Origin of the sequence: Bradyrhizobium jicamae (assembly GCF_018130215.1) — a bacterium.
Taxonomy (GTDB): domain Bacteria; phylum Pseudomonadota; class Alphaproteobacteria; order Rhizobiales; family Xanthobacteraceae; genus Bradyrhizobium; species Bradyrhizobium jicamae_A.
Genome location: NZ_JAFCKQ010000027.1, coordinates 1 through 20,897, shown reverse-complemented (window position 1 = coordinate 20,897; position 20,897 = coordinate 1). Strand labels below are relative to the sequence as shown.

Here is a 20,897-nt window from a genome sequence, read left to right as displayed (position 1 = left end):
GTTGCCAAACATTGCCGGCCATAGCGAAAAAGGGATGTGCATGATGCGCAAGAACGTTGGCTTTTTCCTCGGGACGGTTGCGGGGGCGTGTCTCACCCTTCTCGTGACCTCGCCGCAGGGTGCGCACATGATCGGCGTCGCCAAGGCCGCCGCACGCTCCGACAACACCTATTCGCAGCTCAACCTGTTCGGCGAGGTCTTCGAGCGCGTCCGCACCGATTATGTCGAGAAGCCCGACGACTCCAAGCTCGTCGAGGGTGCCATCAACGGCATGATCTCCTCGCTCGACCCGCACTCCCGCTACATGAACGAGAAGGGCTGGGCGGACATGCAGGAGACCACGCATGGCGAGTTCGGCGGGCTCGGCATCGAGGTCACCATGGAGGACGGCTTCATCAAGGTGGTGGCGCCGATCGACGACACCCCGGCCTCGCGCGCCGGCATCATGTCCGGTGACGTGATCACCACCATCGACGACGAGTCGATCCAGGGCATGACGCTGGACCAGGCCGTCAACAAGATGAAGGGCACGCCCAACAGCGCGATCCGGCTCAAGATCATCCGCAAGGACGCCGACAAGCCGATCGAGGTGACGCTCAATCGCGAGATCATCCGCGTCCGCCCGGTAAAGTCCCACGCCGAAGGCGGCGACATCGGCTATATCCGCATCACCTCGTTCAACGAGCAGACCACCGAGGGCCTGCGCAAGGCGATCACCGATATCCAGAAGGAGATCCCGCAGGACAAGCTCGCCGGCTATGTGATTGACCTCCGCAACAATCCGGGCGGCCTGCTCGACCAGGCGGTCTCGGTGACCTCGACGCTGATGCAGCGCGGCGAGGTGGTCTCGACCCGCGGCCGCAATCCGGAGGAGACCCAGCGCTTCACCGCGCATGGCGGCGACATGACCAAGGGCAAGCCGCTCGTCGTGCTGATCAACGGCGGCTCGGCCTCGGCCTCCGAGATCGTTGCCGGCGCGCTGCACGACCACAAGCGCGCCACGCTGATCGGCAGCCGCTCGTTCGGCAAGGGCTCGGTGCAGACCATCATCCCGCTCGGCGCCGGCAATGGCGCGCTGGCGCTGACCACGGCGCGCTACTTCACGCCGTCCGGCCACTCGATCCAGGCGCTCGGAATCAAGCCCGACATCGAGGTGCTGCAGGACGTGCCTGACGAGTTCAAGACCCGCTCCGAGATCAAGGGCGAGGCCTCGATGCGCGGTCATCTCTCGGCCGAAGGCGCCGAGCAGAGCGGTTCTCAGTCCTACGTGCCGCCGGACGAGAAGAACGACAAGGCGCTGATCGCGGCCTACAACCAGCTCCGCGGCGTCACCGTGAACGCCGACGCCAAGAACGTGGATGCCAAGAACGCGGACACCAAGACCGCAACGAAGCATCCGGTGCCGAACTAGGTACGGAGTACGTTTCCTTCACGTGATGGCCGGGCTTGACCCGGCCATCGACGTTTTTGGCCACCACCGCAGGCTTGCACGTCAGGTTGGCTGCGGGGCTCGATATTCGGCGGCGATGGTTTCGTCGAGATGGCCTCCGCTCGAGAGGTTGAACAGCGGCGTGAGAACGATTGTCAGGACGAGATTGAGGACCACCGCATACAGCGCGGCATAGCCCGGGAAAGTGAAGCTGCCCACCGCAAGCGCATAAGTCGGGGTCAGGTGCGCGGCGACGAACATGGCGGTCCCGGCGACGATTCCGGCGGCCCAGCCGACCAGCAGCGCCCAGTCGTTGAACCAGCGGGTGTAGACGCCAAGCATCACCGAAGGCAGGGTCTGGATGATCCAGATGCCGCCGAGAAGCTGCAGGTAGATCGCATATTTCGACGGGATGAAGACGATGAAGACCAGCGCGCCGAACTTGACGATCAGGGACACCCATTTTGCGATTTGCGCTTCGTGTCTGTCCGTAGGCTCGCTGTTGATGAACTCGCGGTGAATGTTGCGGGTGTAGAGGTTGGCTGCGGCGATCGACATGATCGCAGCTGGTACGAGCGCGCCGATCCCGACGGCCGCAAAGGCGATCCCGACAAACCATGACGGGAAGCTATGGAGGATCAGCGCCGGCACCGCGAAATTGTTGCCGAATTGCTTGAAGCCGGCGGCATATTCGGGATCTGCGCTGACGCCGGCCGCGATGGCGAAGAAGCCGACGAGGGCAAGCAGGCCGAGCATGAACGAATACCCCGGCAGCAGCGCGGCGTTCTGACGAACGGCGCGTCCGTTGCTGGCGGCCAGGATGCCTGTGATGGAGTGTGGATAGAGAAACAGTGCAAGCGCCGACCCCAGCGCGAGCGTCGCGTAGGCCCCATATGCACCGGTCGTGTTGTCGCCGGGAATCGCCAGCAGCAGTTTCGAGGCCGGCACGGCTGCGAAGATCTTTTCAAACCCGCCGAGCTGGATCGGGACGACCACAACCGTGGCGAACGCCGTCACATAGATCAGGATATCCTTGACGATCGCGATCGAGGCGGGAGCCCGTAGCCCGCTCGAATAGGTGAAGGCGGCGAGAATGATGAAGGCGATGACAAGTGGCAGGTCGCCGGTGTAGCCCTCACCCGAAATGCCCAGGCCTCCGATCACGACCTGCAGCCCGACGAGTTGCAGCGCTATATACGGCAATGTCGCGATGATGCCGGTGACGGCTACGGCCAACGCCAGCCAGCGGTTGCCGAAACGGCCACGGACGAAGTCGGCGGCCGTGATGTAATTGTGCTTGTGGCAGACGTACCAGAGCCGCGGAAAAGCCAGGAAGAGAATGGGATAGGCCACGATGGTGTATGGGACCGCGAAAAATGCAACAGCGCCGGCGCCGAAGGCCAGCGCCGGAACGGCAATGAACGTGTAGGCCGTATAGAGATCGCCCCCGATCAGGAACCAGGTGACGAGGGTGCCGAAGCGTCGTCCGCCAAGCCCCCACTCGTGCAACAGCTCGAGGTCACCCCTGCGCCACCGTGCGGCTGCAAAACCGAGCCACGTGATGAGGACAAACAGCGCCAGGAAAATGATGGTGGCAGTCCAGTTGACGTTCTGCACGACGTTCCTCCCGAATAGCCCTCCCTCGTTATCTCCCTGTTGCGCAACGCTGCCTGCCGCACCTGAAGCGATTTCGGTTCTGATTGAACGAAAGCGCTTTAGTCGTCGGTCGCAAAATAGACGATTGCGGTCAGGATGGCCCCGACGATGATCCAGGCAAGCTGGTACCAATAGAAGAAGGGCATGCCGATCCACGAAGGTTCAGCCTTGTTGAAGAACGGCGGCCAGAGCACGGCGACAAATTGAATCAGGAAGAGCAGGTACCACCAGCTCCATCCTGTGCGTGTACGGTCTTGCGGGTTCATGGGCTCACCCAACATGCCTGTTGCCGACCTCCGCAGGCCCGCGGGGATCGATCCTCGCCCCATGGCGCGCGACGGCTGCTGACGCTGGATGACTGGTCGCCACGGCTGCGCGGGCGCAGCTTCAATGGACCGGCGCTGTTCCGTTCAACGTCCTACGCCGTCGCTGGTTCCTCGGCGGTCACGCCGCCCCGACGACAGGCCTGCGCCGGCGCACGCGGCTGCGGCCGGTGGCGGGCGGGCTTTCGCTGTGCGCCGCCAGCAATTGCCTGACCTCGGCGGCGGGCTTCGGCGGGCTGAACAGGTAACCCTGCATCTCCGAGCAGCCGAGCTCGCGCAGCATTTGCTGCTGCTGGGCGGTCTCGACGCCTTCCGCCGTCGTCGTCATGCGGCGCTCGGCGGCGATGTTGACGACCGCCTCGACGATGCCCGCGGAGCCCTGCGGATCGGCGATATCGGTGATGAAGCAGCGGTCGATCTTGATCTTGTCGAACGGGAAACGCTTCAGATAGCTGAGCGATGAATAGCCGGTGCCGAAATCGTCGAGCGCGATCCGCACGCCGATGGCGCGCAGCTGGTGCAGCACGGCAAGCGCCGCCTCGTCGTCGCGGATCAACACCGCTTCGGTGATCTCAAGCTCGAGCCGGCCAGCGGGCAGCCCGGAGCCCGCCAGTGCCGCGATCACCTTGAGGGCCAGCGTGCCGCTCCTGAACTGCACCGGCGAGACGTTGACGGCGAGCCTGACATGGCTCGGCCAGTTCACGGCCTCCTTGCAGGCGGTCGCCAGCACCCATTCGCCGAGCTGGTTGATCAGGCCGCTCTCCTCGGCGATCGGCACGAAATCGGCGGGCGAGATCATGCCGCGTTCCGGATGGCGCCAGCGCACCAGCGCCTCGCAGCCGTTGATCTGGTTGGTCTGAAGGTCGAGGCAGGGCTGGTAGTAGACTTCGAGCCCGCTGCCCGCGGCGATGGTTTGCCGCAGTTCCACTTCGAGCTCGCGCCGGGCGCGGGCCTCGGCGTCCATCGACGGCTCGAAGAAGCGCGAGGTGCGGCGGCCGGCCGACTTCGCCGCATACATCGCAAGGTCGGCGTTCTTGAGAATCTGGTCGAAATCGGTGCCGTCCTTCGGCGCCAGCGCGATGCCGATGCTGGCGTCGGTGGTGACCTGGTGGCCGAGGCACTGATAGGGCGGGCGGATCGCCTCGTAGATCCGCGCGACCAGCTCGGTGACCTCGTCCGTGCTCTTCACGTCGGTCTGCACGATCGCGAACTCGTCGCCGCCGAGGCGGGCGACGAAGTCGCCGTTGCCGATCACGCCGCCCAGGCTCCTGGCGACCGACTTGAGCAGCTCGTCGCCGACCATGTGGCCGAGCGAGTCGTTGACGCCCTTGAACTCGTCGATGTCGATGTAGAGCACCGCGAGCTGGCTGTCGGGTGCGACATGCGGCAGCTCGCGCCGGATCTCCTCATGGAACAGGGTGCGGTTCGGCAGGTCGGTCAGCGCATCGTAATGGGCGAGGTGGGTGATGCGCTCCTCGGCACGGCGCCGCTCGGTGATGTCCTCATGGGTCGCCACCCAGCCGCCGTCGGCCAGCGGCTCATTGACGACCTGGATCGAGCGCCCGTCGGGGGTGGCGATAACCATAATGTTGCGCACGCCGACGTCGCGCAGCACGAGGTCGACATAGCGCTCGACGTCGCCGTTGAACGACCCGGTCTGCCGGCGATGGGCGATGACGTCGTGGAAGCTGCAGCCGGGCTTGATGACGTCGGCCGACAACCCGTACATCTCGATATAGCGCTTGTTGCAGATCACCAGCCGTCGCGCCGAATCGAACAGCAGCAGGCCCTGGGTCATGTTGTTGACGGCGGTGTCGAGCCTGAGCTTCTCCAGCGTCAGGCGCTGCTGCTGGGCGCGGTGTTGCTGCAGCAGCTTCCGCACCACGAGATAGAGCAGGATCGCGATCGCCAGCACCGAGGCGCCGGTCACCGCGATCAGGATGCTGATCTGCTCGCGCCAGTTGGCGAGCGCGGCCTCCGTGGTCGTCGCCGCCACGATGACGATGGGGAATTTCGCCAGCGCCCGCGACGACACCACGCGGTCCTTGCCGTCGATCGGGCTGGTCAGCCGCGACGTGGTCTGCGGCAATTCGAACACCTGCTGCTGGATCGCCGGGCCGATGCGAAAGTTCTTCCCGATCATCTCATCGACATGGGGATAGCGTGCGAGCAGGGTGCCGTCGCGGTGATGCATCGCGATCGCAGCACCCTCGCCAAGCGCGACGGTGGCGAAGAACTTCTCGAAATTGGAGGGCCCGATGCCGCGGACGATCACGCCGAGGAATTCGCCGTTCGGGCCGCTGACCTTGCGCGCGAGGACGACGGTCCAGCGTCCCGTGACGTGACTGACCACAGGTTCGACCAGCAAGTCGTGCGAATAGGGGCTCGCCTTGAACAGGCGGAAATAGTTGCGGTCGGTGATGGAGGCGGCCGGCAGTGGCCACGGGCCCGAGCTGTTGATCAGCGCGCCGTCGGCGTCGAACAGGTTGAGGACCCCGACATAGGACAGCGCGTCCATCTTGGACTTGAGCATGGCGTGGATGTCCGCACCCGACATCCGGCGTCTGTACTCATCCGGCGTCGCGATGCCGCTGTTCTGCATGAACGCGATCAGGTCTTTCTGGACGACCTCGATATCCTCGAGCTGCTGGTCGAAATGCCGCGCCAGCAGCAGCACGGTGTTCTCGAGCTCGCGCTCGCTGTTCTGCAGGGCGCGCTCGCGGAAATTGCCGGCCATCAGCGTCGCCCCGATCGCGATCGCGACCATCAGGGCCGCCCCGCCGACGATCAGCCAGCGGATCGGTCCGCTGCGCAGGACCGAGGTCGCGTTGAACGAGGCATTGCCGCTTGAACTCATCGGAGACGACCACTTCCAGGCGTTTCACCCGGAGGTAGGTTTTGTGCACCTCCGGCCCGCGAAAGTCGTACCGAAACGAAATGGAGCCGCCGTTAGCAAGGTTGGTTAACGAACGGTTGCCCTAATCTGCGAAAGGATGCCGCAGCGCGCGATCGCCGGCCCGCTTGCGTTGCGATCGAACAAGCGATGGAGATCGCGGCCGACGACGGTCGTGCGACCGCTCGCGCTGTTTGAAATTCAGACAGAAAGTTCCGGACCCGGAACGGCAGATTTTGCCGTGCCAACGTGCCGCGCGGAATCCTTTGCCCGCCTCCGACATCGATGCAAGCATCGATTTACGATCTAAGCCTATGACGGCGCTCAATGTCATCCCCGGCACGGTGCTTGCGTGTCGCGGCACAGGGTTCAGTAGGGCGAGTACCAACATGAAGAAGCTGCTGCTAGATTTTTATGTCGACGAGACCGGCGCCACGGCTGTCGAATACGGACTGATCGCAACCGGGATCGCCATCGCCATCATCGCCGCGGTGAAGGGCGTCGGCACCAAGCTCTCCACAAACTTCTCCACCGTCAGCACGTCGCTGAAGTAAACTGCTGGGGCCGCGATCACTCCCTCGCGCGATAATGCCCGGACTTGCCGCCGATCTTCTCGATCAGATGGATACCCTCGATGCGCACGCCGCGCTCGACGGCCTTGATCATGTCGTAGATCGTCAGGCAGGCGATCGAAACAGCGGTCAGCGCCTCCATCTCGACGCCGGTCGGCCCGGTCACCTTGACGGTGGCGCGGACGAGGCATCCGGGCAGCTTGCCGTCGGTCGTGATGTCGATCGTGACCTTCGAGAGCGCGAGCGGATGGCACAGCGGGATCAATTCGGAGGTCCGCTTTGCCGCCATGATGCCGGCAATCCGCGCGGTCGCCAGCACGTCGCCCTTCTTTGCCCGGCCGGACTCGATCAGCGCGAGCGTCGCCTTGCTCATCAGGACGCGGCCTTCGGCGACCGCGGTCCGCTCGGTCGCCGGTTTGGCCGACACGTCGACCATGCGCGCCTCGCCCCGGGCGTCGATGTGGGTGAGGGCGGCGCCGGGGGCCGACGATCCGGACTTGCTCTTCCGCGCCATCGTGTCAGCGCGTGCCGGTCGCGCGCGGCGCATCTGATCGAGCCAGCAGCGTACGGGTCGCCGCGGTGACATCAGGCTGCCGCATCAGGCTTTCCCCGACCAGGAAGGTCGACATCCCGACGCGCTCGAGGCGGGCGAGATCCGCAGGCGTGAAGATGCCGCTCTCGCCGACCATCAGGCGGTCAGGCGGGATCAGCGGTGCCAGCATCTCGCTGGTCGCCAGCGTGGTCTCGAAGGTGCGCAGGTTGCGGTTGTTGACGCCGATCATCGGCGAGCGGAGCTTCAGCGCGCGATCGAGCTCGGCACGGTCGTGGATCTCGATCAGCACATCCATGCCATGCGCGATCGCTGCGTCCTCGAGGTCCTTTGCCGTCGCATCGTCGAGCGCGGCCATGATGATTAGGATACAGTCGGCGCCATGGGCGCGGGCTTCCACCACCTGATAGGTGTCGAACAGGAAGTCCTTGCGCAGCACGGGCAGGCTCGTCGCCGCGCGCGCTGCGACCATGAAGTCGAGATGGCCCTGGAAAGACGGCGCGTCCGTCAGCACCGAGAGGCACGCCGCGCCGCCAGCCTCATAGGCCTTGGCGAGCACGGGCGGATCGAAGTCGGCACGGATCAATCCCTTCGACGGCGAGGCTTTCTTCACCTCGGCGATCAGGGCGTAGTCGCCGCTTGCATGCTTGGCACTGATGGCGCGGACGAAGCCGCGCGGGGCTGATGCCGCCTTCGCCTGCGCCTCGATCTCGGCGAGCGGACGGGCGCGCCTGGCGGCGGCGATCTCCTCGCGCTTGTAGGTCTCGATCCTGGTCAGGATGTCGGACATCAGGGCAACCTCAACCGTTCGAAACCGCGATCAGGTGCTTCAGCTTCGCCGCCGCGGCGCCGCTGTCGAGCGATTTCGTGCCGATCGCGACGCCTTCCTTGAGGTCCTTGGCACGGTCGGCCACGATCAACGCGGCGGCCGCGTTGAGCAGCGCGACATCGCGAAAGGCGCTCGGCTTGCCCTGAAGCACGCTCGAAAGCGCGATCGCATTGGCATCTGCGTCGCCGCCCTTCAGCGCCTCGCCGTCGACCCGGCCGAGACCGGCTTCGTCGGGCGTCACCTCGAAGGTCCTGATCTCGCCGTTCTCGAGGCTCGCCACCGAGGTCGGGCCGGTGAGGGTGATCTCGTCGAGGCCGTCGGAGCCGTGCACCACCCAGACCTTGTCCGCGCCGAGATTCTTCAAGACCTGGGCGAGCGGCTGCACCCATTGCCGCGAGAACACGCCGACCATCTGCCGCTTGACGCCGGCCGGGTTCGACAGCGGGCCGAGCAGGTTGAAGATGGTGCGGGTGGCGAGCTCGACCCGGGTCGGACCGACATTCTTCATCGCCGGGTGGTGCGCGGGCGCGAACATGAAGCCGATGCCGGCCTCCGAGACGCAGCGTCCGACGCGCTCCGGGTTGAGATCGATCTTGACGCCGAGCGAGGCCAGCACGTCGGCCGCGCCCGACTTCGACGACAGCGCGCGGTTGCCGTGCTTTGCCACGGGCACGCCGGCGCCCGCCACGATGAATGCGGCACAGGTCGAGACGTTGACCGAACCGGAGCCGTCGCCGCCGGTGCCGACGATGTCGACGGCCTCAGGCGGCGCCGTCACCCGCAGCATCTTGCCGCGCATCGCCGCCACCGCGCCCGTGATCTCCTCGACGGTCTCGCCACGCACGCGCAGCGCCATCAACAGGCCGCCCATCTGCGAGGGGGTGGCTTCGCCCGACATCATGCTGTCGAAGGCCGATGCTGCCTCCTCACGCGTCAGCGTGGCGCCGGTGGCGACTTTTCCGATGATCGATTTCAGGTCATCCATTCGCTGGCTCGGGTCTGTTGCTGGGCGCGCCCGGTGCGACAAACGCGAAACGCGCTTGCGCAGCGATCATGCTCAATTGTTTGAGTTTGCGCCTGTCACCTGCGCGAAGGCGGCCTCGTTGACGGTCATGCCGATGTCGGATTCGATCCTGGTGACGTATTGCGCGACCTGCTCGTCGCTCAGCGAGCGCTTCACGGCCTCGTGGAGCTGCTTGACCTCCTTGGAATTGAAATCGATCGGAGGCACCGTCACGTCGGTGACGCGGAACACGATCCACTGGTCGCCGCCGGCGACCGGCGTCTGGCCATCGCCATCCTTGGCGGTGCGGAACGCGGCCGCTATCGCGGCGGCCGGCACGCCTGCCACCGAGGCATCGCGCCGGAATTTCGCGGCCGTCTCGACCTTCACGCCGGCGGCGGTGGCCTCGTCTGCGAGCTTGCTGCCGCTGTCGAGCTTCTGGACGATCTCGGTGGCCTTGGCGCGCAGCTTGGTCGAGATCTGGTCCTCGCGCCATTTCGCCTCGACCTGGTCATGGACCTCGTCGAGATTGCGCTCGCGCGACGGCGTGATGCCGAGCACGTCATACCAGACATAGCCGCCGTTGAACTGGATCGGGTCGTTGTCGACGCCGACGTCGCTGCCAAAGGCCTGCGACACCACATCGAGACCGCGCGGGATGCCGGACGCGACCTGGCCGTTCGGCAAGTGGCCCGAGCGGTCGACCGCATCGACGGTGACCGGCGTCAGGCCGAGCTTCTTGGCGGCCTCGGCGACGCTGGCGCCGCCGCCGCGCTCGTCCTCCATCTTGTCCCTGAGGTCGCCGACCTTGGTGCGGGCGCGCTCGCTGGCAATCTCGTTCTTGATTTGCTGCGCGACGCTCTCATAGGTCGGCGTCACGCCGGGCTGGACCGCGCCGACCTTCACCAGCGCCACACCGAAGCTGCCCTTCACCGGCTGGCTGACCTCGCCCGACGGCAGCGAGAACGCGGCATCGGCGACCGCAGGATCGAGGATGGCGGACTTGGCGACGAAGCCGAGATTGACGTCGGACGGATTGAGCTTGCGTTCCTTGGCAATGTCGTCGAACGACGTGCCGGCCGTGATGCGGGCGCGCGCCGCCTGCGCCTCGTCGACGTTCGGGAACACGATCTGCGACACCTCGCGCTTCTCTGGCGCGCCGAGCTGGTCCTTGCGCTGCTCGAACACCTTCTTGGCGTCCTCGTCGGAGACGGTTTCCCATTTGCCGAGCTCGGCGGGCGTGATGGCAACGAAGACGATCTTGCGGTATTCGGGTGCGCGGAACTGGGCCTTGTGCTCCTCGAAATACGCGGCGAGCGCCTCGGGCGACGGTGCCTCGATGGTGCCGGCCTGCGCGGCGCCGAGCCTGATGTAGTCGATCGAGCGCTGTTCGTTCTGGAAACGTGTCAGCGCCTCCATCAGGGACTTCGAGGGTTCGATGCCGGACGAGATGGTGTCCGCGATCTGCCGGCGCAGCCCGACCCGGCGCTGCTCGGCGATGTAGCGGCCCTCGGTGTAGCCGAAATTGCGGATCGTGGCCTGGAAGCGCTGCGGGTCGAACTGGCCGTTCAGGCCCTTGAAGTTCGGATCGCTGTAGATCGTGCGCAGCACCTCCGCATCGGACGCGCCAAGGCCCATGCGCCGGGCCTCCTCGTCCATCGCCGCTTCGGCGAGGGTCTGTTGCAGGACCTGCCGGTCAAGCCCGAAGGCGCGCGCCTGGTCCGGGCTCAGGGGACGGCCGAACTGCCGGCCAAGCTGTTGCAGGCGGTCGGTATAGATCTGGCGGAACTGCTCGGTCGAAATATCGGTATGGCCGACCTTGGCGAGGGTCGACTGGCCAAAGCCCCTGAAGATGTCGGCAATGCCCCAAACACCGAAACTGACGATCAAAACGCCCATCACCACGGCCATAATCGTCTTGCCGAGCCAGTTTGATGAGGCTTTCCGCATTCCTCGAAGCATGGGTCCAACTTGTCTTGTAGGGAGGGGAACCGGGTCGTGCCCGAGGCGGGGGCTGAATGTCCCGCAGCAGGGCGTCACCGGATTGAAAAGGCTTATAAAGTGGCAGCCGCCGGGCCGCAACCTCAGCGACAATCCGGCATCAGAACCCCGGATCACACCGAAACTTCAAACTGAGGCACTACCGCAGGGGGATGTCGCGCCGGGTCAGGCTGTCTTCTGCACGGTCAGCCCCAGTTCCTCGATCATGCGCTGGCGCATCACGAATTTCTGGATCTTGCCGGTGACCGTGGTCGGAAATTCCTCCACGAAGCGAACGTAACGCGGGATCTTGAAATGCGCGATGCGGTCCCGGCAGAACGATCGCACGTCGATTTCGGTCATCGCGTTGCCTTGCCTGACCCTGATCCAGGCGCATAACTCTTCGCCAAAGCGTTCGTCGGGCACGCCGAACACCTGGGCATCTGCGACCGCGGGATGCTGGTAGAGGACATTCTCGATCTCGACCGGATAGATGTTCTCGCCGCCGCGGATCGCCATGTCCTTGCTGCGGCCGACGACGTTGCCATAGCCCTCGGCGTCGAGCATGCCGAGATCACCGGTGTGCATCCAGCCGTCGGCATCGATCGATTCGAGGGTCTTCTGCGGATCATTCCAATAGCCCAGCATCACCGAATAGCCGCGCGTGCAGAACTCGCCGGGCGTGCCCGGCGGTACCGTCCTGCCATCGGCGTCGACAACCTTCACCTCGACATGGGGATGGATGCGACCAACGCTGCCGACCTTGCGCTCGATGGGGTCGTTGGCGGCGGTCTGCAGGCAAACCGGACTGGTCTCGGTCATGCCAAAGACGTTGGTGAAATCGACGAGGTGCATGTCGGTCAGGCAGCGCTTCATCATCTCGATCGGACAGGGGGCGCCGCCAGCCCATCCGGTGCGCAGCGAGCTCAGGTCGAAGCGGGTAAATTCGGGGTGGTTGAGCATGGCAAGGAACATGGTCGGTACGCCGCCGACCCCGGTGCATCGCTCGGCCTGCATGGCTTCGAGCGAGGCAAGCGGATCGAACCATTCCGACGGAAGCACCATGGTGGCGCCATGCACGATCGACATCAGTGTGCCCACGACCATGCCGCCGCAATGATAGAGCGGCACCTGGATGCAATAACGGTCGCCTTCGCGCAGCCCCATGGTCCGGCCGACGAAGAAGGCGTTGTTGAGGATGTTGCGATGGCTGAGCGTGGCGCCCTTGGGCGATCCCGTGGTGCCGCTGGTGAACTGGATGTTCACCGCGTCAGTGTTGCGCAGCTCGCCGGCCAGCGCCGCCAATTGCTCGCGCGATCGCGCCGTCGCCATTCCCGGCACCCGGTCGAAGCGGAGGAAGCCGGGCGCATCGGCGCCGATGCAGATCAGGATTTTCAGGGACGGCAGCTTCGCCGAGTCCAGATGTCCGGGCTCGCAGGTCGCGATTTCCGGCGCCAGCGTATTCAGCATCTCGACATAGTCGCTGGTCTTGAATGAGGCCGCGGTGATCAGCGCGGTGCAACCGACCTTGTTGAGTGCGTATTCGAGCTCGCCAACCCGATAGGCCGGGTTGATGTTGACCAGGATCAGGCCAGCCTTGGCGGTGGCAAACTGCGTGAGGATCCATTCGGCGTTGTTGGGAGACCAGATGCCGACCCGGTCGCCGGGCTTCAGTCCCAGTTCCAGCAGGCCGGCGGCAAGGGCATCGACCCGTGTGCGAAACTCGCCGTAGGTCCAGCGGATGTCCTGGTGCCGCACGACCAGCGCCTCGCGGCCGGACAGCCGTTCGCAGGCCCTGTCGAAGAAGTCCCCGATAGTGTCTTCGATCAGTGGGGTATCGGTCGCGCCGCGGACGTGGCTTTCGGTGATCGGCATGTCAGGCCCCCCTGGTGCAGTCGCCGGATGCCGCAACTAAACGCGGTGTCTGCACAAGAGTCGATCGAAATCGGGCGGCCGGTTCGGCTCATCGCCTGCCGGCTCTGGAGTCCGGGGCGCGGCTCTGATAGCGGATGCACCAGCTTGATCGAAGGGGACTTGTGACATGACCGATGCCATCCGGCCGCTGATCGCCGGCAACTGGAAAATGAACGGCCTTAAATCCTCGATGGCCGAGTTCGAGGCGATGCTGGCGGGCGCAGGCCCCTTGGCCACCAAGGCGGACCTCCTTGTCTGCCCGCCCGCGACGCTGGTCGGAGCCTTTGCCGACAGAGCGCGCGGCGACAAGGTCGCGGTCGGGGCCCAGGATTGCCATCCCAAGCCGTCGGGCGCGCATACCGGCGATCTCTCGTCGGAAATGTTTGCGGATTTGGGTGCAACCGCGATCATCGTCGGCCATTCCGAGCGCCGCGCCGATCATGGCGAAAGCGATGCGCTGGTCCGGCAGAAGGCGGAGGCCGCCTGGCGGGCGGGTCTGACCGCGATCGTCTGCATTGGCGAAACGCGCGAGCAGCGCGACGCCGGCAAGACACTCGATATCTGCGGCAGCCAGCTTGCGGGCTCGCTGCCCGACGGATCGACCGCGGCCAAGCTGGTGGTGGCCTATGAACCGGTCTGGGCGATCGGCACCGGTCTCACCCCGACGGCGAAGGATGTCGAAGAGGTTCACAGGTTCATCCGCGGTGTGCTCAGCGAACGCTTCAAGGGCGAGGGCGCGAAAATCCGGATCCTCTATGGCGGCTCGGTCAAGCCGTCCAACGCCGCCGAGCTGATGGGCGTCGCCAATGTCAACGGCGCCCTGGTCGGCGGCGCCAGCCTGAAGGCGTCGGATTTCCTCGCCATCGCGGCCGGCTGCTAGGCCGCAGCTGCGGCCCCGATCCGCTTCCAGTAGATCATCGTGCCGGTGAGCCCGCCATGCGGCTTCAAGGCGTAGTCCGGGATGATCCCGCTGAGCTGGAAGCCCAGTCGCTCGTAGAGCGGCGAAGCGCCTTCGTCGACCGCGGTGTCGAGCACGAGCAGGGTGCGCCCGCGTTCGATGGCCAGCCGCTCGGCGGCCCGCATCAGCGCGGTCGCCACGCCGCGCTTCCGGTGCGCGACGCGGGTCATCATCTTGGCGATTTCGGCCCGGTGCGGCTGGTTGGGTGGCAGGGCCAGCAGCAGCGTCACGGTGCCGATCAGCTCCGTGCCGTCGAACGCGCCGAGCACGATGCGCTCATCGCGGGCGGCTGCGGCGAGCGAGTCCTTCCAGAACGCGCGGGCATCGTCCGATGACAGCGGATGCATGAAGCTGACCGAGCCGCCATTGGCGACCGTCTCGACCAGCATTTCGGAGAGCGCGTTGCGGATGTCCGGCTGGTCATGCAGCGGCTTGATCGAAAGGTTCGGCATGCTTCAGCTCCGGGCCAGCGCGACGGCGTAGGTGCACGCGGCTGATGTCTCGTTGGCGAAGGTGGTCTCGGCCGGCGAGCCGAAGCCGAGGCAGTCTCCGGCCTCCAGCATGTGGCGCGTACCGCCTTCGGTGATGACGAGGTCGCCGCAGAGCACCCAGACCAGTTGGCGGATATGGGCGTAGGACGAGGCGGGCAGCGTGACGCGCTGCCTCGGCGGCAGCTCGACCCGCACCAGCTCGACCGGATGGTCGGGGCGGCTGAACACCTGTTTGCGCAGGTAGCCGGTTTCGGGATCACGCCAGACCGGCTGCCCGGCGGCGCGCGACAGCCGTTCGCCCTCTCCCTCGGCGCGCAGCATCAGGCCGGCCAGCGTGAGGTCGAAGGCCGCCGCGAGGCGCACCAGCACGACCGCGGTGGGGCTGACCTCGGCGCGCTCGATCTTGCTGATCGTGGCCTTGGAGACCCCGGACCGGTCGGCCAGGTCGGCCAGCGACCAGCCCCGGCCGTCGCGTTCCAGCCGGATGCGTTGCGCCAGGCGATACCCGGTGTCGTCAATTAAAGTATCCATTCGTCTATTATAAGAGAAGAGAATGGCCGCGATCAAGTCCCGCGCCGCCGGCGGTTCGCATTGCTTGTGATAGGAGCGACTGCGACTATCTCGGGGGTGACAATGCCCGGTGCAATCGTGTAACAGGGCGCAACTTCACGAAACCCGCAAAGCCGATAGCGCCGATCGCCTGGCCGCTTCCGGGCTTGTGACGGAAGGCTCGCAATGCAGACTGTCGTTATCGTCGTCCACCTCATGATCGTCGTCGTCCTGATCGGCTCCGTGCTGCTGCAGAAGTCCGAGGGCGGCGGCCTCGGCATGGGAGGTGGCGCCGGCTTCATGTCGAGCCGCGGCACCGCGAATCTTCTGACGCGGACGACGGCGGTGCTGGCGGCGGGGTTCTTCCTGACCAGCCTGTTCCTGTCCTGGTATGCCGGCTACAATCGCCAGCCGAGTTCGATCATCGGCACCGGCACCCCGGCGCAGACCCAGCCGGCCGGCGCCCCGTCCGCTCCGATCAGCACGCCGACCTCGGGCGGCATCCTCGATTCGCTGAAGAAGGCAGACGAGGCGCAGCAGGGCCGGCAGGCTCCGAGCGAGCCGCAGGCGCCAAAGTCCCAATAAAGCAGGGTGGCCATGCAGGATGAGGCTCTGGCGTCCTGCATTCAAAACCCCCATTAGAGCACTGAAATCGCTTTCAATTTAATGTCACCCACAGCCCGGCAGATAGTTTGCCGGGAGCGGGCGATTCGTTTTGCGAATCGCAGGAGTCGGATTAAAGGTTGAGTCCCATGGCGCGGTACATCTTCATCACCGGCGGCGTGGTTTCCTCGCTCGGAAAGGGTCTGGCATCGGCGGCGCTTGGCGCACTGCTGCAGGCTCGCGGGTACAAGGTCCGCCTCCGCAAGCTCGACCCCTATCTCAACCTCGATCCCGGAACGATGTCGCCGTATCAGCACGGCGAAGTGTTCGTGACCGACGACGGCGCCGAGACCGACCTCGATCTCGGCCATTACGAGCGCTTCACCGGTCGGCCGGCCACCAAGGCCGACAACATCACGACCGGGCGCATCTACCAGGACATCATCACCAAGGAGCGCCGCGGCGACTATCTCGGCGCCACCATCCAGGTGATCCCGCACGTCACCAACGCGATCAAGGAATTCGTGCTCTCCGGCAACGACGAGTACGACTTCGTGCTGGTCGAGATCGGCGGCACCGTCGGCGACATCGAGGGCCTCCCGTTCTTCGAGGCGATCCGCCAGCTCAAGAACGAGCTGCCGCGCGATCACGCCGTCTACATTCATCTGACGCTTTTGCCGTACATTCCAAGTGCCGGCGAACTCAAGACAAAGCCGACGCAGCATTCGGTGAAGGAGCTGCGCTCGATCGGCATCCAGCCCGATATCCTGTTGTGCCGCACCGATCGCGAGATCCCGAAGGAGGAGCGGCGCAAGCTCGGCCTGTTCTGCAACGTGCGCGAAAGCGCCGTGATCGAGGCGCGCGACGTCGACAATATCTATGCGGTGCCGGAGGCTTATCATGCCGCCGGTCTCGACGACGAGGTGCTGGCCGCGTTCGGCATCGCGCCCAAGATTCCGCCGGCGTTGCAGAGCTGGAACGTGATCAACGAGCGCGTCCGCAATCCGGAAGGCGCGGTGACGATCGCGATCGTCGGCAAGTACACCGGCATGAAGGACGCCTACAAGTCGCTGATCGAGGCGCTTTCGCATGGCGGCATCGCCAACAAGGTGAAGGTCAATCTCGACTGGATCGAGAGCGAGGTATTCGAGAACGAGGACCCGGCGCCTTTCCTCGAGCACGTCAACGGCATCCTGGTGCCCGGCGGCTTCGGCCAGCGCGGCGCGGAAGGCAAGATCAAGGCGGCGCAGTTCGCGCGCGAGCGCGACGTGCCGTATTTCGGCATCTGCTTCGGCATGCAGATGGCCGTGATCGAGGCGGCGCGCAACCTGGTCGGCATCGAGGACGCCAACTCGACCGAGTTCGGCCCGACCAGCGAGCCCCTGGTCGGCCTGATGACCGAATGGCTGCGCGGCAACGAACTGGAGAAGCGGTCGCACAGCGGCGACCTCGGCGGCACCATGCGGCTCGGGGCCTATCCGGCGGCGCTGAAGCGCGGCAGCCGGGTCTCGCAGGTCTATGGCGACGCCACCGAGATCTCCGAGCGTCACCGCCACCGCTACGAAGTGAACACCGCCTACAAGGACCGGCTCGAGCAGCACGGCCTGCGCTTCTCCGGCATGTCGCCCGATGGCGTGCTGCCCGAGATCGTCGAGTACGAGGACCATCCCTGGTTCATCGGTGTCCAGTTCCACCCCGAGCTGAAGTCGCGGCCGTTTGAGCCGCACCCGCTGTTCGCGTCCTTCATCCAGGCCGCGGCGAAGCAGAGCCGGCTGGTTTGACGGCGAGCGCCAGACATGCGCAACGGGCCGTGCGCTGTGCGTGGCCCGATCAAGACAGGGCAGGGCCCGGGCAGCTATAACCTCCCGTAACAACAGGGAGGACCATCCGATGATCTATGAGTCCCGCGTCTATCGCTGCATGCCGGGCCGGCTGCCGGCGCTGCTGAAGCGCTTCGAGACCGTCACGCTGAAGCTCTGGGACAAGCACGGCATCAGGCAGGCCGGCTTCTTCACGACGCTGGTCGGCGAGTCCAACCAGGAGCTGACCTACCTCCTGGCCTGGGAATCGCTGGCCGAGCGGGAGAAGAAATGGACTGCGTTCCTGTCGGATCCGGAGTGGATATCCGCGCGTGCCAAGACCGAGGAGGACGGCCAGATCGTCCTCAATGTCGTCAACCAGCTGCTGGTGCCGACCGCGTTCTCGTCGGTTAAGTAGCCCGCGCGAAGCCAACGGGCCGAAGGCAAAGCCTTGCAACCCTGTTATTCAAGGGCTCGACAGGGTTGATCCTGACCACGCGGACCGGCAAGGTTCGCGCGAATTTTAAGGGAAACCCAGTGACGACCACGTCCTCCGCAGCACCGATCGTACCGGTCGGGCCGGCCAAATTCGGCAACGCGTTGCCGATCTCCGTGATTGCCGGCCCGTGTCAGCTCGAGAGCCGCGCCCACGCCCTTGAAGTCGCGTCCGCGCTGAAGGAGATCGCGGCAAGGCTGAAGATCGGGCTGGTCTACAAGACCTCCTTCGACAAGGCCAACCGCACCAGCGCTTCGGCGGCGCGCGGCATCGGCCTGGCGCAGGCGCTGCCGATCTTTGCGGAGATCCGAAGCTCGCTCGGGCTGCCCGTGCTGACCGACGTGCATGAGCCCGCCCAGTGCGCCGAGGTGGCGCAGGCGGTCGACGTGTTGCAGATCCCGGCCTTCCTGTGCCGGCAGACCGATCTGCTGCTGGCGGCGGCCGCGACCGGCAAGGTCGTCAATGTCAAGAAAGGTCAGTTCCTGGCACCCTGGGACATGGCGAACGTGGTCACCAAGCTCACCAGTTCCGGCAATGCCAATGTGCTGGTCACCGAGCGCGGCGCGTCGTTCGGCTACAACACGCTGGTCTCGGACATGCGCGCGCTGCCGATCCTGGCGCGCACGACAGGCGCGCCCGTGATCTTCGACGCCACCCATTCGGTGCAGCAGCCGGGCGGGAAGGGTACTTCGTCGGGCGGCGAACGCGAATTCGTGCCCGTGCTGGCGCGCGCTGCGGTCGCGGTCGGCGTCGCCGGCGTGTTCATCGAGACCCATCCCGATCCTGATCATGCGCCGTCGGATGGTCCGAACATGGTGCCGCTGCGCGATTTCGAATCCCTCGTCCGGCGGCTGATGCAGTTCGACGCGCTCGCCAAGGACGCGCTCGCCAAGGACGCGCTCGCCAAGACGCCGTCCTGACGCCGCGGAGGCTGACATGACCGCAAAGAGCGGCATGCCGCCGGCCCTCAACGTCATCACGCTGGCGACCTTCGCGGCCAGCCTGTCGGTCCGCGCGCTCGATCCGGTGCTGCCGCACGTCGCCGAGGACTTCGGCGTCAGCATCGCGACCGCGGCGAGCTTTGCCGCGGTGTTCGCCTTCACCTTCGCGATCGTCCAGCCGGCGATCGGCGCCGCCGCCGATCTGTTCGGCAAGGCGCGGCTGATGACGATCTGCCTCGTGCTGCTCGGCGTCGCCAATATCCTCGGTGCCCTGTCGACCTCCTTCCCGGTGCTGTTCGCAACCCGCATCCTCGCCGGCATCGGCTCGGGTGGCGTGTTTCCGGTGGCACTGTCGCTGACCAGTGATCTGGTCGGCCCCGACAAGCGGCAGCTGGCGATCGGGCGGACGCTGGCGGGCTCGATGACCGGGAACCTGCTCGGCGCCACGGCATCCGGGCTGATCGGCGATCTGCTCGGCTGGCGCGGCGTGCTCGCCGTGCTCGGCGGGCTCGTGATCATCGTGGCGCTGGCGGTCGCGGCCGGCTTTCGCGGTGCGGCGCTATCGCGTCCACCGCGCACCAGCCTGACCGCGCTCCGCCACGGCTATCGCACCATCTTCACCAATCCGAATGCGCGGATCTGCTACTCGGCCGTCTTCGTCGAAGGCTGCTGCGTGCTCGGGCTGTTTCCCTTCATCGCCTCGTTCCTGTTCCAGCTCGGCGAGACCTCGCTGTCGATCGCCGGCATCGTGATCGCGGGCTTCGCCATCGGCGGGCTGTTCTACACGCTCACGGTATCGCGCATGCTGCCGTGGCTCGGCGTCAAGGGCATGATGATCGCGGGCGCGACGCTGGTCGGGATCACGCTTGGCGCCGTCGCGTTCGGCCTCGGCTGGAAGCCGCAGATGCTCGGCCTCTTGGTGATGGGCTGGGGCTTCTACATGATCCACGGCTGCTTGCAGGTGTTTGCCAGCGAACTCTCCGTCGAAGCGCGCGCCACCGCGCTGTCACTGCATTCGTTCTTTTTCTTCATGGGCCAGACCGTCGGCCCGATCGCCTACGGCTTCGGCCTGCAGCACGCCGGCAAGACGGCGACGATGATCACGTCCGCCGCCGTGATCACCGCGCTCGGCTTTGTGTGCGCGAAATTCCTCAAGCAGCGGCGTCCGGCAGACGCGGCCGCACGACCGGACGTCGAGCCCTAGATGACTAACCCCGCCCGCGATAGGGCGCGACGCCCTGGTCGGGCACCCAGATCCCCTTCGGCAGCCGGCCGGTCTGGAAGAACACGTCGATCGGGATGCCGCCGCGCGGATACCAGTAGCCGCCGATGCGCAGCCATTTCGGCTTGATCTCGGCGGCGATCCGCTTGCCGATCATCACGGTGCAATCCTCGTGGAAGGCGCCGTGATTGCGGAAGCTCGCGGCGTAAAGCTTCAGCGACTTGGATTCGAGCAGCCAGCGGCCGGGCACATAGTCGATCACCAGATGCGCGAAATCCGGTTGTCCCGTTACCGGGCAGATCGAGGTGAACTCCGGCACCGCGAAGCGTACCAGATAATCGGTACCAGCCTGCGGATTAGGCACGCGATCGAGTTTTGCCTTTTCCGGCGTATCCGGCCATTCCACCGCGCGGCCGAGTTGCAGGTCGCCTGACAGGTTCGATTTGCTGGACTTTTTCGCCATGGATGGGGTCTCCGTGCGGCGTCTTTACTCAATGATCCGGCGGCCGTCACCGGCCTTTTCCGCCCCGATGCATTGCGGTAGAAGCACCGCGATCCGACCCCCTCACTGCCCAAAGAGGTTCTCATGACTGCCATTATCGACATCATCGGCCGCGAAATCCTTGATAGCCGCGGCAATCCCACGGTCGAGGTCGATGTCGTGCTGGAGGATGGGTCGGTCGGCCGCG

20 protein-coding genes are annotated in these 20,897 nt (G+C 65.5%); 9 read left to right on the top strand and 11 right to left on the bottom strand.

All coding sequences use genetic code 11. From position 1 onward, the window contains the following. Positions 1-43: 43 nt before the first annotated feature. Positions 44-1,411: a S41 family peptidase gene (locus tag JQ586_RS25180; protein ID WP_212397309.1), complete on the top strand. Its 1,368-nt coding sequence runs from the start codon at positions 44-46 to the stop codon at positions 1,409-1,411. Between the two features lie 81 nt (positions 1,412-1,492). On the opposite strand, the gene mctP is transcribed toward JQ586_RS25180, so the two are convergent. The 3 genes from mctP to JQ586_RS25165 all read right to left on the bottom strand — a co-directional run bounded on the left by mctP (position 1,493) and on the right by JQ586_RS25165 (position 6,265). Then, positions 1,493-3,046, bottom strand: coding sequence for a monocarboxylate uptake permease MctP (mctP, locus tag JQ586_RS25175; RefSeq protein WP_312017017.1), 1,554 nt, complete (start codon positions 3,044-3,046; stop codon positions 1,493-1,495). Between the two features lie 98 nt (positions 3,047-3,144). Continuing rightward, positions 3,145-3,351 carry a DUF3311 domain-containing protein gene (locus JQ586_RS25170; RefSeq protein WP_212397308.1) on the bottom strand — a complete coding sequence of 69 codons (207 nt, stop codon included), beginning with the start codon at positions 3,349-3,351 and terminating at the stop codon, positions 3,145-3,147. Between the two features lie 178 nt (positions 3,352-3,529). Beyond that, the gene (locus JQ586_RS25165; protein WP_212397307.1) at positions 3,530-6,265 is read right to left on the bottom strand and encodes an EAL domain-containing protein; all 2,736 of its coding nucleotides are present in this window, start codon (positions 6,263-6,265) and stop codon (positions 3,530-3,532) included. Between the two features lie 425 nt (positions 6,266-6,690). Here JQ586_RS25165 and JQ586_RS25160 point away from each other — a divergent pair, with 425 nt between their 5' ends. Next, a complete protein-coding gene (locus JQ586_RS25160) occupies positions 6,691-6,855 on the top strand; it encodes a Flp family type IVb pilin (RefSeq protein WP_212397306.1) in 165 nt (54 codons plus the stop codon). Positions 6,856-6,871: 16 nt separating this feature from the next. Here the strand turns inward: JQ586_RS25160 and moaC are convergent, their stop codons facing one another. The 5 genes from moaC to JQ586_RS25135 form a co-directional block, all read right to left on the bottom strand. Further along, positions 6,872-7,387 carry a cyclic pyranopterin monophosphate synthase MoaC gene (gene moaC, locus JQ586_RS25155; RefSeq protein ID WP_212397305.1) on the bottom strand — a complete coding sequence of 172 codons (516 nt, stop codon included), beginning with the start codon at positions 7,385-7,387 and terminating at the stop codon, positions 6,872-6,874. A gap of 4 nt (positions 7,388-7,391) precedes the next feature. Further along, positions 7,392-8,213, bottom strand: coding sequence for an indole-3-glycerol phosphate synthase TrpC (trpC, locus tag JQ586_RS25150; protein WP_212397304.1), 822 nt, complete (start codon positions 8,211-8,213; stop codon positions 7,392-7,394). A 10-nt stretch (positions 8,214-8,223) separates the two neighbouring features. Continuing rightward, complete coding sequence (trpD, locus tag JQ586_RS25145; protein WP_212397303.1) at positions 8,224-9,237, bottom strand: anthranilate phosphoribosyltransferase; 1,014 nt, start codon at positions 9,235-9,237, stop codon at positions 8,224-8,226. A gap of 72 nt (positions 9,238-9,309) precedes the next feature. Further along, entirely contained in the window at positions 9,310-11,217 is a 1,908-nt protein-coding gene (locus JQ586_RS25140) for a peptidylprolyl isomerase (RefSeq protein ID WP_212397302.1), read from the bottom strand. A 204-nt stretch (positions 11,218-11,421) separates the two neighbouring features. After that, on the bottom strand, positions 11,422-13,110 hold the full coding sequence (locus JQ586_RS25135; protein WP_212397301.1) for an AMP-binding protein: 1,689 nt from the start codon (positions 13,108-13,110) through the stop codon (positions 11,422-11,424). A 166-nt stretch (positions 13,111-13,276) separates the two neighbouring features. On the opposite strand from JQ586_RS25135, the gene tpiA reads away from it, so the two are divergent. Continuing rightward, complete coding sequence (tpiA, locus tag JQ586_RS25130; protein ID WP_212397300.1) at positions 13,277-14,029, top strand: triose-phosphate isomerase; 753 nt, start codon at positions 13,277-13,279, stop codon at positions 14,027-14,029. Here the strand turns inward: tpiA and JQ586_RS25125 are convergent. Together JQ586_RS25125 and JQ586_RS25120 are read right to left on the bottom strand one after the other, a co-directional pair. Beyond that, positions 14,026-14,559, bottom strand: coding sequence for a GNAT family N-acetyltransferase (locus JQ586_RS25125; RefSeq protein ID WP_212397299.1), 534 nt, complete (start codon positions 14,557-14,559; stop codon positions 14,026-14,028). The genes tpiA and JQ586_RS25125 overlap by 4 nt on opposite strands. 3 nt (positions 14,560-14,562) lie before the next feature. Further along, complete coding sequence (locus JQ586_RS25120; protein ID WP_212397298.1) at positions 14,563-15,129, bottom strand: XRE family transcriptional regulator; 567 nt, start codon at positions 15,127-15,129, stop codon at positions 14,563-14,565. 204 nt (positions 15,130-15,333) lie between these two features. Here JQ586_RS25120 and secG point away from each other — a divergent pair, with 204 nt between their 5' ends. The 5 genes from secG to JQ586_RS25095 all read left to right on the top strand — a co-directional run bounded on the left by secG (position 15,334) and on the right by JQ586_RS25095 (position 20,190). Next, positions 15,334-15,732 (top strand): preprotein translocase subunit SecG, encoded by a 399-nt coding sequence (secG, locus tag JQ586_RS25115; RefSeq protein ID WP_212397297.1) that lies wholly within the window; start codon positions 15,334-15,336, stop codon positions 15,730-15,732. A 167-nt stretch (positions 15,733-15,899) separates the two neighbouring features. After that, complete coding sequence (locus JQ586_RS25110; protein WP_212397296.1) at positions 15,900-17,531, top strand: CTP synthase; 1,632 nt, start codon at positions 15,900-15,902, stop codon at positions 17,529-17,531. A 109-nt stretch (positions 17,532-17,640) separates the two neighbouring features. After that, on the top strand, positions 17,641-17,967 hold the full coding sequence (locus JQ586_RS25105; protein ID WP_212397295.1) for an NIPSNAP family protein: 327 nt from the start codon (positions 17,641-17,643) through the stop codon (positions 17,965-17,967). Positions 17,968-18,086: 119 nt separating this feature from the next. Continuing rightward, on the top strand, positions 18,087-18,965 hold the full coding sequence (kdsA, locus tag JQ586_RS25100) for a 3-deoxy-8-phosphooctulonate synthase (RefSeq protein WP_212397294.1): 879 nt from the start codon (positions 18,087-18,089) through the stop codon (positions 18,963-18,965). 16 nt (positions 18,966-18,981) lie between these two features. Continuing rightward, positions 18,982-20,190, top strand: a complete 1,209-nt coding sequence (locus JQ586_RS25095) for an MFS transporter (RefSeq protein ID WP_212397293.1) — start codon at positions 18,982-18,984, stop codon at positions 20,188-20,190. 4 nt (positions 20,191-20,194) lie between these two features. Here the strand turns inward: JQ586_RS25095 and queF are convergent, their stop codons facing one another. After that, a complete protein-coding gene (queF, locus tag JQ586_RS25090) occupies positions 20,195-20,671 on the bottom strand; it encodes a preQ(1) synthase (RefSeq protein ID WP_212397292.1) in 477 nt (158 codons plus the stop codon). 123 nt (positions 20,672-20,794) lie between these two features. Here queF and JQ586_RS41175 point away from each other — a divergent pair. After that, the coding region (locus JQ586_RS41175) for a hypothetical protein (RefSeq protein WP_212397385.1) at positions 20,795-20,897 on the top strand (103 nt) is incomplete at its 3' end.